Here is a 15,047-nt window from a genome sequence, read left to right on the forward strand (position 1 = left end):
CTGCGGGGCCTTTCTCAGCTATGACGCGGCCTGGAGGCCAAACAAAGTGACTCGTACACCCAAACTGGTACTGCTGACCCTGGCCGTTTCGGCCGCGCTGGTCGGCTGCGGCAAGAACGAAACCCCGGCCACGGACAGCGCAGCCTCCACCGCCGCGCCGGCGGCACCGGCCGCCACCGAGTACAAGCTCGACGAGAGCAAACTGCCGGCCTACAACGCCTTCCACCCGTCCGATCTGGACACCAGCATGGACGCCTGCGGTGCGTTCGGTGACTACGTCAACAGCAAGTGGCTGGCCGCCAATGAAATCCCGGCCGACCGCACCAGCTGGGGCGCCTTCACCATCCTGGACGAGCGCTCGGTCGCCGTGCAGCACCAGCTCGCCGAGCAGGTCGCGGCGGTCAAGAACCCGGTCGGCATCGAAAAGATCGTCGGCGACTTCTGGGCCACCGGCATGGACGAGGCCAAGATCAATGCCCAGGGCATCGAGCCGATCAAGGCCGAGCTGACCGCCATCGACGGCCTGCAGGACAAGGACGCGATCGCCAACTACCTGCGCACCAGCGCGGCCAAGGGCGAGAACGTGCTGTTCGGCTTCGGTCCGGAAGCGGACTTCAAGAATTCCAGCATGAACCTGGCCTACGCCAGCCAGGGCGGCCTCGGCCTGCCCGACACCACCTACTACACCGACGCCAAGAACGCCGACAAGCTCAAGGCCTACCAGGCCCACGTGGCCAAGGTGCTGGAACTGGCAGGCGTGGCCACGGCCGATGCTGAAAAGCAGGCCGCCGATGTGGTCAAGTTCGAAACCCGCCTGGCCAAGGCCTCCAAGTCCAGCGTCGAGCTCTCGCGCGATGTCTCGCTGTTCTACAACCCGGTCACCGTGGCCGATGCGGACAAGCTGACCCCGAACTTCAGCTGGACCGAATTCTTCAAGGCCCAGGGCATCGCCGCCCCGGAGAAGTTCTCACTGGCCATGCCGAGCTTCCACCAGGAAGTGAGCAAGGCACTGGGCGACACCGATCCGTCGGTGTGGCGTGCCTACCTGCGCTTCCACACCGTGGACGGCGCCTCGCCGTACCTGGCCGATGCCTTCGTCAACGAGAACTACAACTTCTACGGCAAGACCCTGAACGGTCAGAAGGAGCAGAAGCCGCGTTGGAAGCGCGTGCTGGGCACCATCGAAAACGATGCCGGCGATGCGTTCGGCCAGCTGTACGTCAAGGTCGCTTTCTCGCCGGAAGCCAAGGCCAAGATGGAAGAACTGGTCAAGAACCTGGCCGCCTCGCTCAAGGAGCGCATCCAGGGCCTGACCTGGATGAGCGACGAGACCAAGGCCAAGGCGATCGCCAAGTGGGAAACCTTCACCCCGAAGATCGGCTACCCGGACAAGTGGCGTGACTGGAGCGGCCTGACCACCGGTCGCGACAGCTACCTGGGCAACGTGCGCGCGGCGAACGAATTCAATTACAAGTTCGCGCTGTCCAAGATCGGCCAGCCGGTGGACAAGACCGAGTGGGGCATGACCCCGCAGACGGTCAATGCCTACTACAACCCGCTGCAGAACGAGATCGTGTTCCCGGCCGCCATCCTGCAGCCGCCGTTCTTCGACCCCAAGGCCGATGATGCGCTGAACTACGGCGGCATCGGTGCGGTGATCGGCCACGAAATGACCCACGGTTACGACGACCAGGGCAGCCGCTTCGGGCCGACCGGCAACTTCGAGAACTGGTGGACCGAGGCGGACACCAAGAACTTCAGCGGCCTGACCGGCAAGCTGATCAAGCAGTTCGACGGTTACAAGGTGGACGGCCAGCCGGTCAACGGCAAGCTGACCCTGGGCGAGAACATCGCCGACCTGGGTGGCCTGGCCACCGCCTACGACGCCCTGCAGAAGGCCTCGGCCGGCAAGGAAGACCCGAAGGTCGACGGCTTTACCCGCGACCAGCGCTTCTTCTTCAACTGGGCCACCGTGTGGCGCACCAAGTACACCCCGGAGAACATGAAGGTCCGTCTGGCGACCGACCCGCATGCCCCGGCGCAGTTCCGTGCGATGGGTGCCCCGTCGAACCTGCCGACCTTTGCCGCTGCGTTCCAGTGCAAAGCCGGTTCGCCGATGGTGCGCGCCGGCGACCAGCAGGTCGTGATCTGGTAAGCCATCGCGCCCACGCGTGAGGTGATGCATGCAAAGGCCCGGGATCTCCCGGGCCTTTGCTTTTGGGGCGCATGCTGCCCATCACGCTCGTTTCGCTTTGCTTGGTACACTCGCGCGATCCCAATTCCGCTGGATTCGCTTTACATGTCCAACCTCCGTCCGCTTGCCATCGCCCTGGGCATCAGCCTGCTCACCCTGGTCGCTGCTCCCGATGCGCACGCCGCGCCGAAGAAGAAGGCCGCCGCCCGCGCGCCGGCGGTCAGCGCCCAGTGCAGCGACTTCTACGAAGCCACCAACGCCACCTGGTTGAAGGCCAACCCGGTGCCGCAGACTGGCGCCACCACCGCGCTGGGCCAGCTGGCCGACCGCACCCGCCAGCAGCAGCGCGCGCTGCTGGATGGCGCGATGACCGCGCCGCAGGGCAACGTGCAGAAGCTGCTGGGCGACTTCTGGGCCAGTGGCCTGGACGAGGCCGCGGTGGAAGCCGACGGGTCCAACCCGATCGCCCCCCTGCTGACCCGCATCAATGCGATCAAGAAGGCCAAGGATGTGCCGGCGTCGATCGCCGCGCTGCACCAGGTCGGCATCCCGGTGGCCTTCAACTTCGCCCCGGACGTGGACCTGAAGGCGCTGGACCGCCACATCGGCTACTTCATGCAGGGCGGCATGGGCCTGCCGGACCCGGCGTTCTATACCCGGACCGATGCCGACACCGTCGCGCTGATGGGTCGCTACCGCAACTACGTCAAGCAGGTGCTGGCACTGACCGGCACTCCGGCCGACAAGCTCGATGCCGAGTCGCAGTCGGTGATCGCCCTGGAAACCGAACTGGCGCGCAATGCGCAGTCGCTGGCGGGCATCAACAACCCGTTCAACAACTACGCGCCGATCTCCACCAAGGAGCTCAACAGCCGTTACCGCAACCTGCAGCTGGAGGCCTTCCTGAAGGCGCAGGGCGTCAACGACGACCTGGTCTCGCTGTCCGATCCGGCACTGTTCAAGCAGCTCGATGGCATGGTCACCCGCCTCAAGCCGGAACAGTGGAAGGTCTACCTGCGCTGGCGCGTGGGTGATGCGATGGCCCCGTACCTGTCCAAGGCCTACCGCGATGCCGAATTCGAATTCCGCGGCCGGGTGATCCGTGGCCAGACCCTGCCGCCGGCGCGCTGGGAGCAGGTGCTGGATGCGATCAACGTCGCTGCCGGCCCGATGGTCGGCCGCGAATATGCGGCCAAGCACCTGTCGGCCGACGACCGTCGCAAGGCAGCGCTGGTGGTGGACAAGATCCGCGAAGTGCAGATCGATGCGGTCAAGCGCAGCACCTGGATGAGTGATGAGGCCAAGACCGAAGCACAGGCCAAGCTGGCCGCGCTGAAGATCGAGATCGGCACCCCGTTGCGCGATCTGGACTACACCGTGCAGCCGATGGGCCGCGGCAGCTTCGGCGGCAACATGCTGATCGCCTCCACCTGGCGCCACCGCGAAGAAATGAAGCGCATCGGCAAGGGCAACGCCGACCGCCGCTGGGACGTGCTGCCGCAGCAGCCGGCACTGGCGTATGACATCGCGCAGAACCGCCTGATCGTCACCGCCGCCGTGCTGCAGAGCCCGGTGTTCAACGCCAAGGGCGATACCGCCGAGCTGTTTGGCAGCTACGGTGCGCTGGTCGCCCATGAACTGACCCGCGCGATCGATGCCAAGGGCGCGCTGGTCGACGCCAAGGGCGAACTGCGCAGCTGGTGGACCCCGGCCGACAAGACCGCCTGGACCCTGTTCGGCAACCGCGTGGCCGCCCAGTACAGCGGCTACGACTACCCGGGCGTGAAGGGTGCCAAGGTCAACGGTGAACTCACCCGCGAAGAGAACCTGGCCGACCTGGCTGGCCTCGAACTGGCGTGGGAGGCTTACAAGGCGGTCGAACCGGCCGCCAAGCCGGCCGCGCAGCAGGGCTTCTTCCGTGGCTGGGCGAGCCTGTGGCCGCAGCAGCTGTCGCCGAACGTCGCCGCTCAGCGCCTGACCTCGGACATCCTGGCCCCGGGCCGCTGGCGCACCAACGGCCCGCTGTCCAACCTGCCGGCCTTCGGTGCCACCTTCACCTGCAAGCCCGGCCAGCCGATGCAGCGCGTGGACAACGATCAGATCAAGGTCTGGCGCTGAGTCTGGACCTGTACTGAGCTGAAGCGTTTGACCAGAAAGGCGCCCTCCGGGGCGCCTTTTCTGTGTCCAAGCACCGCGTGATCAGGCAAAAAAGACCCCGGCAAGCGCCGGGGTCGAAGACAAGCCTTGGAGAGGAACGCGGTACGTTAGAAGTCGTAGGACGCCGTCAGCCGAACCGAACGCGGCGCGGTGAAGTAGGTCCCGATGCCATAGAGGTTGGAGACCGTGTTGGGGCCTTCCTGGTAGGTCACGTCTGATTGCAGCTGGCGGCGCTGATTCAGCACGTTGAAGACATCCAGCGCGAAACCAAGGCGTTGCTCGGCAAATGCCGGGCGATACATCACGCCCAGATCCACGCGCGTCGTCCACGGCTGGCGGCCGGCATCACCCGGACGCGAGGGACTGCCATTGCAGTAGTGGTAGGACGAACCGTAGTTGATCGGGTCACCCTGGTCAGCGCCGTAGTACCCCAGGCAGCTCTTCGGCGCACCGGACATCACGCGCAGCGTCGCCGAAGCCGTCCACTCCGGCGTGAACTGGTAGGCACCGTAGCCCTTCAACTGGTGACGACGGTCGTTGGCCAGATAGCCGCCGGCGTATTCCATCAGGTACGAGGAGTCCCAGTCCTGCGTCTTGGCGACGTCGTCCTGCCCGATATCCGACTTGACCGGCCCCTCTGTGTTGCCAAAGCTGCGCGACCAGGTGTAGTCGAGACGGCCATACCAGTTGTTGCTCATCGGGTGTTCGACGAACAGATCGACGGCCACGTAATCCCGCTTGGCCTTGTTGCTGCCCAGCCCCCAGTCCGCCGCGCTCATGCTCACCGGCACGTAGCCGGAGCCGTCGGTTTTCTTGACCAGGAAGGTGTTGGTCTTGCCCGGGTTGAAGATCACGCAGCCGGGCACCTCCAGATTGCTGGAATCCACGCCCATGGCATCCAGCTTGTCATTGATGCGGTTCGAATCGCAGGTATCGTCGATCGCGGTCTGCAGGCGACGGTAGGTGACCTTCGCACCACTGTTCCACGACGCGCCAAGGGTCTTCTCGAAGCCGAGGATCAACTCGTCCTGGTACTGCGATTTCAGATCGCTCGGCGCCACGCTGCGCGGATCCGGCGTCTGTCCATACTCGTTGTTGGCCGAGACCGGGCCCGGCCCCAGTGCGCCAAGACCGGTCGGATTCCCATTGGCGTCGATACCTGTGTAGGTGAAGTACTCGCGGGTATAGGTCGACGCCGAGGCGCCGCGGACGGCCACGCTGTTGGGCAGCGCCAGGTAATAGCGGCCCAGGTTGGCAAACACCTTCAGCGATGAATCACCGAACACGTCCCATGCCGCGCCCAGGCGGGGGGCCCACTGGTCGCCGCTTTCGACATACGCCACGGCCGCGCTGTTGTAGTTGGTGAACTTGTCATTGCGCACGCCAAGGGTCAGCAGCCAGTTCGGCGTCACCTGCCAGCGGTCTTCGAGGTAGTACGCCTTCTGCTTCAGCGACATGCTGGTCGTGGTGGAGTAGATGTACTTCTGCACAAAGTAACCCTCGCCACCGGGCGGGGTGATATCGAAGCCAGGTGCCGGTGACGAACCCGGGGCGATGCGCGAGTAGATCCAGGCGTAGCCGGGGCCGGTCATCGCCTCACCTTCGTTGTTCCCCTGGAAGGTCATGTTGTCGATACCACCGGTGATCTCGTGATCGCCGATGCGGTACTGCAGATCCACGCGCAGCCCACGCGAAATGCTGCCCGCGTTGTCGGCCTTGTCATTGATCGCCGGCTGATCGTTGCGGATCGGCGTACCACCGGTGATCGACGGATCCTGGCTGTTGGCGCCGCTGATGAACGGGTTGCCCGAGCTCAGCGGATTGGAGTCCAGGTTGTCCTGCTTACTGCGCCCCCACAATGCGCTGAGCGTCAGGTCGTCGGTGAGGTAGCTGGTGAACTTGAAGATGTCGTAGGTATCTTTCAGCTTCGTCGTATTGGCAAACGTACCCGTGCGCTCGCCCTCGCTGCGGGTCTCGTAATCGTAGTCCCGGTAATAGGCATCGTAGCGGTCCGTGTTCTGGAGACGCGTGTATTCCAGCGTGTTGCTGTCATTGATGTTCCAGTCGATCTTGCCGTAGAACTTCGGTGTATCGATGGTGTAGTGGCTGCGCGACTGCTGCGCCGACTCGATGGATGCGGTGGACACGCCGTCGGACTTATCCTGCTCGGCCGCCAGGTGAATGAAGAGCCGGTCTTCGATGAGCGGGCCACTGACATAGCCGCTGTAGGTAGTACGGGTCGCCTTGTCGCCACGGCGCGAGCGGTACAGCGTCCCGGGCAGCGAGGCATCCTGGAACTCATACCCTTCCTGCAGCGCGCGATCCGGATACAGAATGTCGCGGGGCGATTCAGCCAGCGAATCCGGCTGCCAGGTGGTCTGGACGCCGAAATGCCATTCGTTGGTGCCGCGCTTGCCGAGCTGATTGATCACACCGCCGGTGGAGCGGCCGTAGCTTGCGCCATAGCCGCCGGTGAACGTCTCCTGCTGATCGATCGAACCGTAGGGCAGACTGACGCCCCCCAGGTTGTTCAGCGGGTTGGTCGCGTTGAAGCCATTGAGGTAATACGCGTTCTCGCTGACGCTGGAGCCGCCGAAGGAAAGTACCGAGCGCGAGCCGTTGGCGAAGGCACCGCTGCCCCCGACCACGCCCGGCGCCAGCAGCGCGATGGCCTCCGCGCTCCGGCCCAGCGGCAGTACATCCAGCTGCTCGGAGGTGATCACCGAACGGGACACCGTGTTGCTCACGTCGATCTTGGGCACGTTGGATGCCGTCACATTGACGGTACCGAGGTTGGTTGCCTCGCCGCCGGCGTTGCCACCGCCCCCCCCGAAGGACACTTCGGTACCGGCACCGACGATCAGCTGCACGTTGTCGCGCTTCTCCACGACCTGGCCGTCGCGCTGCAGGGTCACTGTGTAGCGACCCACCGGCAGCGAACCCAAGGTGTAACGGCCGTTGGCATCGACCGTGGCGGAGCGGCGCAGGCCGGTGTCACTCTGCACGACAACCGTGGTGCCCGAGGCGGACGGCACCGTGCCGTAGACGGAGCCGGTGGTGCTCTGCGCGGCGGCGGCACCGATGAAAGAGGTCAGGAGAACGGCCAGTGCCGTGCGCTTCAGCCGGTTGGCCGGGATGCTGCGTGTCATGGAGTGTCCTTGAGTCGGGGTTGCATACAGAGATGTCAACAGCGTTGCGGCTGGATGACGTTTTCCGCAACTGAACCCGATCTTAATTTCACTATTTCGCGAGATGCAATCCAAGCTGAATAAGATCACAAGCCATTGAATCAAAAGCCTTTTACTAAATAAACTTAATGTAAACAGGCGATTCCCGACCATAATCCGAGGCATGTTGAGATAATAAGTCTCACTTGTTTATCTCATTATGAGACGCCCCTCACATTTTCCATCATTTGATTGCGGATCAGGCCCGCCCGATGATGAGCAGCATCAATGTGCAGGACGGCGCACACGACGATGCCGCCTTACGCCAGTCCGGGCGCAAGGCGCATCGCAACTTCAACGCCTCACTTGATGCTGCGAAGGTGATTGGGTCGCTTCGGCGGACCCGGCGGCCGTCGGTTGTTGAACGGCGGTTGGCCGCGCCAGTAGCGGATCAGCAGCCAGCCGAACAGCATGCCGCCCAGATGCGCGAAGTGGGCCACGCCCGGCTGCCAGCCGGTGGCGCCCAGCATCAGCTCCATCGCACCGAACACGATCACGAACGTGCGTGCCTTCATGGGGATCGGCGGGAACAGCAGCATCACCCGCTGGTTCGGGAACAGCATGCCGTAGGCCAGCAGCAGACCGAACACGCCGCCCGAAGCACCCAGCACCGTGGCCGGATCGGCCAGCATCATGCCGACCACCAGCTGGCACAGACCGGCACCGGCGACGCACGTCAGGTAATAGATGAGGAAACGTTTTTCGCCCCAGGTCTGCTCCAACGGCGCGCCGAACATGAAGAGCGCGAGCATGTTGAAGAACAGATGGCCGAAGCTGCCATGCAGGAAGCCGTAGGTCAGCAGCTGCCACGGCTGGAAGTTGCCGCCCGGCGAGAACGGATCGAAGCCGCCGCCCAACGGCTGCAGCATGAAGGGCTCGAAGGTGCCGTTGCCGAGCAGGAACGGCTGCTGCAGCAGGAACAGCACGGCGTTGGCGATCAACAACGCTTTGGTGACGGTAGGCAGTCGCGGAAACATGGGGGCATCCTTTGGAACTGCACCCATCATAGCCGCAGCGCCCGGCCGCCATCTGCGCGGCGGCGCCCGCGTTCAACCGGCAGGCAGCGTCAGCCCGGTCCCCACAGGGCGGCATCCAGATCGTTGGCGCCGGCTACCGGCATGCCCTTCACCCGCCCCCGTTCGATCACCACGCCCTCGTCGCGTAGCCGCTGGCTCTGTTCCTTCCAGCCAGCCGAGCCTTCGGGCATTGCAATGCGCCCGTCGGAGCGCAGCACGCGGTGCCACGGCAGGTCCGGGTCGTCATTCATGCCCAGCACGCGCGCGGTCAGCCGCGCCCTGCCCGGCAGCCCCGCCTTGGCGGCGACCTGACCGTAGCCCATCACCTGCCCGCGCGGGATCGCATGGATCACCGCCAGAATCCGTGCACGCGCCTGCGCCGCCGGGTCATCGCCCACGGCGGCCGCGTTCACGCGCGGACCCGGCTGACCAGCAGCACGCCGAGCAGGACCAGGGCCGTGCCGAGGATCTGCCACGGTCCCATGGGTTCGTCGAGCAGCCATAGACTCATCACGATGGTGGAGACCGGACCGAGCATACCCACCTGGGCGGCCAGCGACGAGCCGATCCGCTTCACCGCCAGCATGATCGCCATCACCGGCAGCACCGTGCAGACCGTCGCGTTGATCAGCGACAGCCAATACACCGGTGTGGGTGCCTGGCCCAGCGCAGACATCGGGTGCAGCACCGCGAAGTGCAGCACGCACAACACGCAGGCCACGCAGCTGGCATAGGCGGTCAGGCGGATCGCACCGATCCGCGCCACCACCTGGCCACTGCCGAACAGATACAGCGCGTAGCTCAGCGCACTGGCGAACACCAGTGCACTGCCCAGCACGATGCGCCCGCCTTCCAGCTGCAGGTCATGGCCGAAGGCCAGCAGTACGCCGAGATAGCTGAGCACCAATGCCGCCACCTGCCAGCGACCAGGGCGCTTCTTCAGCAGGACCAGGCTGATCAGCAGCACCAGCGTGGGGTTCAAATACAGGATCAGCCGTTCCAGGGTGACGCTGATGTACTGCAGGCCCTGGAAATCCAGCAGGCTGGACAGGTAGTAGCCGGTGAAGCCCAGCCACATCACGCGCCCGCGGTCGCCCCATGACAATGCCGGCGCACGCCGCGCCGACCATACCGCCAGCACCGCGAACAGCGGGAACGCCATCAGCATCCGCAGGGCCAGCAGCGTGGTGGCATCCACCCCATGCCGATACGCGAGTTTGACGATGACCGCCTTGCCCGAGGCCGCGATCGCGCCGATCGCGGCCAAGGCGATGCCGCCGGCGGCGATGCGGCTGGAGGACGTGGGCAGCGAGGAGGCGGGTGAAGTCATCAGGACGACGGACAGCCGCGCGGAGGCGGCTGGGCAGCAGGGGGGCCTGCAATTGTCGCATGCCCCACACCCACGGCTAACGCATCAGTACGACTTCTTCTGCCGAGGTTGGATGGATCGCCACGGTGTCGTCGAACTGGGCCTTGGTCACGCCCATCTTCACCGCCAGCGCGAACCCCTGCAGGATTTCATCCGCAGACTCGCCAAGCAGGTGCACGCCGACCACGCGCTCGTCCTCGCCCACGCAGACCAGCTTGAACAGGCTGCGTTGGGTGCCATCGGCCAAGGCCTGCAGCATCGGGCGGAAGTTGCTGCGGTACACACGGACGTCGCTGTACTTCGCGCAGGCCTCTTCTTCGCTCAAGCCCACCGCACCGAGCGCCGGGTGTGAAAACACCACACTGGCCACGTTCTCATAGTCCATCTTGGCCTGCGGCTGGCCACCGAACAGGCGGTCCATCAGCTTGCGCGCCGCGGCTATCGCCACCGGGGTCAGGCCAACCTTGCCGGCGATGTCGCCCACCGCGTGCACGCTGGGTACCGCGGTGGTCTGCCACGCGTCGACCTCGACCTCGCCCTTGTCACCGATCACCACGCCGAGCGCTTCCAACCCCAGATCGGCACTGTTGCCGCGTCGGCCGGTGGCAAAGAACACCGCATCGAAATGCGCATCGGCCGGGCCATCATGGCCGAGTGCGACCACGGCATCGCCGTCACGCTGCAGCTCGCGCAGGCGGTAACCGAAATGGATCTGCACGCCCTGGTGGCGCAGGTTCTCGGCAAGCTGTGCGGTCAGTTCTGCATCGAAGCGCTCCAGCAGCCGCTCGCCACGTACCAGCAGTGTCACCCGGCTACCCAGCGCCTGCAGCAGCCCGGCCAGTTCCACCGCGATGTAACCACCGCCGACAATGGCCACGCGCTCGGGCGCGCCGCACAGGTTGAAGAAGTCATCGGACACCAGGCCCAGCTCGGCCCCGGGAATCTCCGGCCGCTGCGGATACGCACCGGTCGCGATCAGGATGTGAGCCGCACTGATGCGCACGCCATCGCTGCACTCCACGGTGTGCGCATCCACCAACCGACCACGGCGCGGTACACGCACGACCTTGTTCTCATTGAGTCGCTTGAGATAGCTGGCATGGATGTTGGCGATGTAGGCCTGCCGATGCACCACCAGTTCTTTCCAGTCCAGCGAAGGGCGCACCGGCACATCGAAGCCCATTGCGGCGGCCAGACCAATACGGCCGGAAAGATCGGCCGCCAGCCACATCGCCTTCTTCGGCACGCAGCCGACATTGACGCAGGTGCCGCCCAGTTCGCCCGGCTCCAGCATCGCCACGCGCTGGCCGTGCTGCGCCGCGCGGAAGGCCGCGGCGAGCCCGCCGGAACCGCCGCCCAGCACGATCAGGTCATAGTCGTAGTGCGTCGTCATTGGTATCGCTCAACTCGGTAAGGGGCAGGATCGATCGTCGGCGTGCGGCCGTGGATCAGCTATGCCGTCCACTGGCCGGTGCCGACGCGCATGCGCGTTCCGAGCATGCCATGGCCGGCCGCGATCCAGACGTGAGGGTGCCGCGGGGGCGCCCACGGGTTCAGGCCCGGCGCAGCGGCGGCCACTGCAGATAGGTCATCGCACGCCAGAACCATTCCAGTGGCCCGAAGCGGAAGTAGCGCAGCCATACATGGCTGATCAGGACCTGCAGCGCGAACAGCGCCAGCGCGAACGGAATCTGCCACAGCCGCGGCATCGTCTCGAACACGCCAAGTCCGTATCCATAGAACACCCACGTGCAGACCAGCGACTGGCCGATGTAATGGGTCAGCGCCATCCGCCCCATCGGTGCCAGCACCTGCAGGCGCGCGCGCCAGTGCACGATCCAGGCCAGGTAGCCCAGGCACATCAGCAGCCCGGCCAACGCGCTGATCGCATACGCCACGCCGCCACGCAGATCCAGCGTGCCGGGCGCCTGATAGGGGTGCCAGATCGCACTGCCCAGCATCAGCACCAGGCCCACCGGCAACGCGATCCAGCGCAGCCGTGCATACAGCCGCGCGAAACGATCCGGCGCGGCCAGCGCGCCACTGCGGGCAAACCAACTGCCGATCAGGAACATGCCCAGCACTTCCGGGCCGATCACGAAGATGCCCGACAGCATCGCGCCGAGGTCACGCACGCGCTGGCCGACCGCCTCGCCCCAGCTGCCGTGCGCGTAGGCCTGCCGCTGCAGTTCGATCGTCCGCTGAGCCTGGGCAATGGCCTCGCGCAGGGGTTCCTGGGCATGCTCCATGCTGGCCATCCAGCTCATCAACGCGCCCAGCAACATCACCAGGGCGGCTGCGCCCAGATAGCTGATGGCGCCCATCGCCGGCAGCCAGCTGCGCGGTGCCTCGCGACAGGCAAGCAACAGCATCGAGATCAACGCGTAAATCACCAGGATGTCGCCGGACCACACCAGCAGCGCGTGGCACAGGCCGATCAACAGCAGGGCCGCGCTGCGGCGCAGATAGAACGGTGCGAATGCGCGGCCAGCCACTTCGGCGCGCTGCGCCATGACCGAGAACCCCGCGCCGAACAGCAGCGAGAACAGGGTGAAAAACTTGCCCTGGACCAGCACGTAAATGGCCGCATCGGCCCAATAGTCCGCGCCCTGCCAATGCGGATCGATGCCGGTGAAGGACAGGTCCAGCGGACCGCTGAACGCCTCCATGTTCATCAGCAGGATGCCCAGCAATGCGAAGCCGCGCAGGATGTCGATGACGGCGATGCGCTCGTGGGCACCCACCGGCTGCAAAGGAGAAGAAGCTGCGTTCACAGGCAATCCGCTGACCAGGGCCGCCATTATGCCGTGCGCACGAGGGCCTGCCGCACAAACGAAAACGGCCCGCCGAAGCGGGCCGTTGGATCAACGAGGGGTCGCAGCACTCAGTGCTGGTGGCCGCCGTCGCCGTGCACGTGGCCGTGCTCGATCTCTTCCTTGCTGGCTTCGCGCACGTCGATGATCTCGACGTTGAAGTGCAGGTCCTTGCCGGCCATCGGGTGGTTCAGGTCGACGTCGACCACGCTCATGCCGACCTTCTCGACGGTCACGGCGCGCGGGCCGAAGTTGGTCTGCAGCACGACCTGCTGGCCCGGGATCAGCTTGGAGGTACCGAAGTGCTTCTTGGGCACGCGCTGGGTCAGGCCTTCGCGGCGCTCGCCGTAGGCGTCGGTCGCCTTGACGTCCACCTCGAAGGTGGCGCCGGCTTCCTTGTCCATCATGGCGTTTTCCAGGCCCGGGATGATGTTGCCGTGGCCGATCAGGATCGCCAGCGGATCACGGTCCTTGGAGCTCTCGATCGGCTCCTGGCCCTGCTCGGCGACGGTGTAATGGAAACGGACGACGCGGTCTTTTTCGATCTTCATGCGCAACTCTGGTCTGGAGACTGCCGAGGGCAGACGGGTGAGGCGGGTTGTGGCCTGCCGGATACGCCGCCATCATGACGGCCTTCTAAGGTCGCGCATTATCCGGACAACATGCACATGACGCCAGTTTCGCGCCTGACCCGCCTGCCCGGCCGCCTGGCCCTGCTGGCGATCATCGCCCTGCTGAGTGCCTGTGGCGGCGGCAAGACCACCCGCCCGGCCCCACCGCCCGCCTCCACCCAGGTCTGGCCCAGCGTGACCCCGAACGACCCGCAGGCGGCCAACGCGGTGCTGATGCGCGCGATCGGACTGGTGGGCACGCCGTACCGTTACGGCGGCAACACCCCGGAATCCGGCTTCGACTGCAGCGGCCTGGTCGCCTACGTGTACCGCGAGATGCTGGATCTGCGCCTGCCCCGCACCTCGCGTGATCTGGCCGCCGTGCAGGGACCGAAGATCGAGCCCAAGCGCCTGGCACCAGGCGACCTGGTGTTTTTCGGCAACAAGGGCAACGTCTTCCATGTCGGCATCTATGTGGGTGAAGGCCGCTTCGTGCACGCCCCCAGCACCGGTGGCACGGTCCGGCTGGATTCGCTGGGCGGACCTTACTGGAAGGACCACTACACCGGGGCGAAACGCGTCCTTAACTAAGCTGAACAGGGGTAAGGGCTAAATTTGTGACATAGATCACATAGTTGTAAACGAAAAATTAACGGAATTTGTACCTAATCACTGCGCTTACACGGCATCATCACCCATCGTTTTTATTCAGTGACCGCCGCGTGACGACAGACGACCTGAGTTGCAAAGGCCAGACCGCCGCCCTTCGGCGTCGCGCCCGACCCGCCTTCATCGCCGCAGCGCTCTGCCTGGCCAGCCTTCCGGCATGGGCCCAGTCCGCACCGACGACGGCCCCCGAGGTCGCTGCAACCCCCGTTACTGTCGCATCCGAGTCACCCGCGCCGGCCAAGCCCAAGGCTGATGCGCCGGCCCGCAGCAAGGCCGATGCCGCTGCCAGCGCCACCCTCGCCGCCCTGCTTCCGCACCTGGCGGCCAACGACACCATCCCGCTCATGGATCGCTCGGCGATGTTCGCCGGTGATCTGAGCCGCCTGCTCGCCAACTACGACGCCAGCACCGGCGCCATTACCGTGGCCGGCGACGCCGCCGAAAACGGCAAGGTCCAGTCCCTGCTGCGCCGTGCGATGACCCTGCTCGGCACCCCGTACCGCTGGGGTGGCACCTCGCCGGACAGTGGTTTCGACTGCAGCGGCCTGGTTGGCTATGTGTTCCGGACCGCGCTGGGCGTCGAGCTGCCGCGCGTGTCGCGCGAGATGGCCCATGACGGCGCCGCCGAGCTGATCAATGACCGCAACGCCCTGGCTGCTGGCGACCTGGTGTTCTTCGGCCGCAAGGGCCGGGTGGATCATGTCGGCATCTATGTCGGCGAAGGTCGCTTCCTGCATGCCCCGAGCACCGGCAAGGACGTCCGCGTCGACAGCCTGGTCAGCGGCTACTGGGGCGGCAAGTTCATGCAGGCCCGCCGCGTCGATCTCTGACGCGCCCTGCTGAACCCACAGATCGAAGGCCGCTGCCCCGCAGCGGCCTTTTTCTTTGGGCTGCCCGGCGATGGCCGCTGACCCACCCAATCCGCGTTCCCTTCTCTGTCACCGTCTATTTCCCGGCCGGCGACACGCCGGGCGCCTGTGCGCTGCGGCGG

At 65.4% G+C, this 15,047-nt stretch carries 11 protein-coding genes and 1 pseudogene; 4 read left to right on the forward strand and 8 right to left on the reverse strand.

Annotated elements, in window-relative coordinates; all coding sequences use genetic code 11:
* Nucleotides 1-46: 46 nt before the first annotated feature.
* Together ABE463_RS11080 and ABE463_RS11085 are read left to right on the forward strand one after the other, a co-directional pair.
* Nucleotides 47-2,155, forward strand: coding sequence for a M13-type metalloendopeptidase (locus ABE463_RS11080; protein ID WP_346468203.1), 2,109 nt, complete (start codon nt 47-49; stop codon nt 2,153-2,155).
* A gap of 144 nt (nt 2,156-2,299) precedes the next feature.
* Nucleotides 2,300-4,312 (forward strand): M13 family metallopeptidase, encoded by a 2,013-nt coding sequence (locus ABE463_RS11085; protein WP_346468204.1) that lies wholly within the window; start codon nt 2,300-2,302, stop codon nt 4,310-4,312.
* Nucleotides 4,313-4,458: 146 nt separating this feature from the next.
* Here the strand turns inward: ABE463_RS11085 and ABE463_RS11090 are convergent, their stop codons facing one another.
* The 8 genes and pseudogenes from ABE463_RS11090 to ABE463_RS11125 all read right to left on the reverse strand — a co-directional run bounded on the left by ABE463_RS11090 (nt 4,459) and on the right by ABE463_RS11125 (nt 13,327).
* Nucleotides 4,459-7,500: a carboxypeptidase regulatory-like domain-containing protein gene (locus tag ABE463_RS11090; RefSeq protein WP_346468205.1), complete on the reverse strand. Its 3,042-nt coding sequence runs from the start codon at nt 7,498-7,500 to the stop codon at nt 4,459-4,461.
* Nucleotides 7,501-7,880: 380 nt separating this feature from the next.
* The gene (locus ABE463_RS11095) at nt 7,881-8,555 is read right to left on the reverse strand and encodes a rhomboid family intramembrane serine protease (RefSeq protein ID WP_346468206.1); all 675 of its coding nucleotides are present in this window, start codon (nt 8,553-8,555) and stop codon (nt 7,881-7,883) included.
* An 89-nt stretch (nt 8,556-8,644) separates the two neighbouring features.
* The gene (locus tag ABE463_RS11100) at nt 8,645-9,007 is read right to left on the reverse strand and encodes an MGMT family protein (RefSeq protein ID WP_346468207.1); all 363 of its coding nucleotides are present in this window, start codon (nt 9,005-9,007) and stop codon (nt 8,645-8,647) included.
* Nucleotides 9,004-9,924 (reverse strand): DMT family transporter, encoded by a 921-nt coding sequence (locus tag ABE463_RS11105; RefSeq protein ID WP_346468208.1) that lies wholly within the window; start codon nt 9,922-9,924, stop codon nt 9,004-9,006. Before ABE463_RS11105 ends, ABE463_RS11100 begins: the two co-directional genes overlap by 4 nt.
* A 76-nt stretch (nt 9,925-10,000) precedes the next feature.
* Entirely contained in the window at nt 10,001-11,356 is a 1,356-nt protein-coding gene (gorA, locus tag ABE463_RS11110; protein ID WP_346468209.1) for a glutathione-disulfide reductase, read from the reverse strand.
* A pseudogene (locus ABE463_RS11115) lies at nt 11,353-11,508 on the reverse strand (amino acid dehydrogenase); the annotation flags it as partial. The pseudogene ABE463_RS11115 and the gene gorA, both read right to left, overlap by 4 nt.
* A gap of 8 nt (nt 11,509-11,516) precedes the next feature.
* Nucleotides 11,517-12,764 (reverse strand): DUF418 domain-containing protein, encoded by a 1,248-nt coding sequence (locus ABE463_RS11120; RefSeq protein ID WP_346468210.1) that lies wholly within the window; start codon nt 12,762-12,764, stop codon nt 11,517-11,519.
* An 83-nt stretch (nt 12,765-12,847) separates the two neighbouring features.
* Complete coding sequence (locus tag ABE463_RS11125; RefSeq protein ID WP_346468211.1) at nt 12,848-13,327, reverse strand: peptidylprolyl isomerase; 480 nt, start codon at nt 13,325-13,327, stop codon at nt 12,848-12,850.
* 111 nt (nt 13,328-13,438) lie between these two features.
* On the opposite strand from ABE463_RS11125, the gene ABE463_RS11130 reads away from it, so the two are divergent.
* Together ABE463_RS11130 and ABE463_RS11135 are read left to right on the forward strand one after the other, a co-directional pair.
* The gene (locus ABE463_RS11130; protein WP_259259603.1) at nt 13,439-13,978 is read left to right on the forward strand and encodes a C40 family peptidase; all 540 of its coding nucleotides are present in this window, start codon (nt 13,439-13,441) and stop codon (nt 13,976-13,978) included.
* 146 nt (nt 13,979-14,124) lie between these two features.
* Nucleotides 14,125-14,886, forward strand: a complete 762-nt coding sequence (locus ABE463_RS11135; protein WP_346468326.1) for an NlpC/P60 family protein — start codon at nt 14,125-14,127, stop codon at nt 14,884-14,886.
* Nucleotides 14,887-15,047: the final 161 nt, after the last annotated feature.

The sequence above is a fragment of the Stenotrophomonas sp. TWI819 genome, from assembly GCF_039673075.1.
GTDB lineage: Bacteria > Pseudomonadota > Gammaproteobacteria > Xanthomonadales > Xanthomonadaceae > Stenotrophomonas > Stenotrophomonas rhizophila_B.

Coding starts and splice junctions, on each gene's coding strand:
- ABE463_RS11120 (WP_346468210.1), bottom strand. CDS start 12,764: ATGGCGGCCCTGGTCAGCGGATTGCCTGTGAACGCAGCTTCTTCTCCT.
- ABE463_RS11105 (WP_346468208.1), bottom strand. CDS start 9,924: ATGACTTCACCCGCCTCCTCGCTGCCCACGTCCTCCAGCCGCATCGCC.
- ABE463_RS11125 (WP_346468211.1), bottom strand. CDS start 13,327: ATGAAGATCGAAAAAGACCGCGTCGTCCGTTTCCATTACACCGTCGCC.
- ABE463_RS11090 (WP_346468205.1), bottom strand. CDS start 7,500: ATGACACGCAGCATCCCGGCCAACCGGCTGAAGCGCACGGCACTGGCC.
- ABE463_RS11085 (WP_346468204.1), top strand. CDS start 2,300: ATGTCCAACCTCCGTCCGCTTGCCATCGCCCTGGGCATCAGCCTGCTC.
- ABE463_RS11130 (WP_259259603.1), top strand. CDS start 13,439: ATGCACATGACGCCAGTTTCGCGCCTGACCCGCCTGCCCGGCCGCCTG.
- ABE463_RS11095 (WP_346468206.1), bottom strand. CDS start 8,555: ATGTTTCCGCGACTGCCTACCGTCACCAAAGCGTTGTTGATCGCCAAC.
- gorA (WP_346468209.1), bottom strand. CDS start 11,356: ATGACGACGCACTACGACTATGACCTGATCGTGCTGGGCGGCGGTTCC.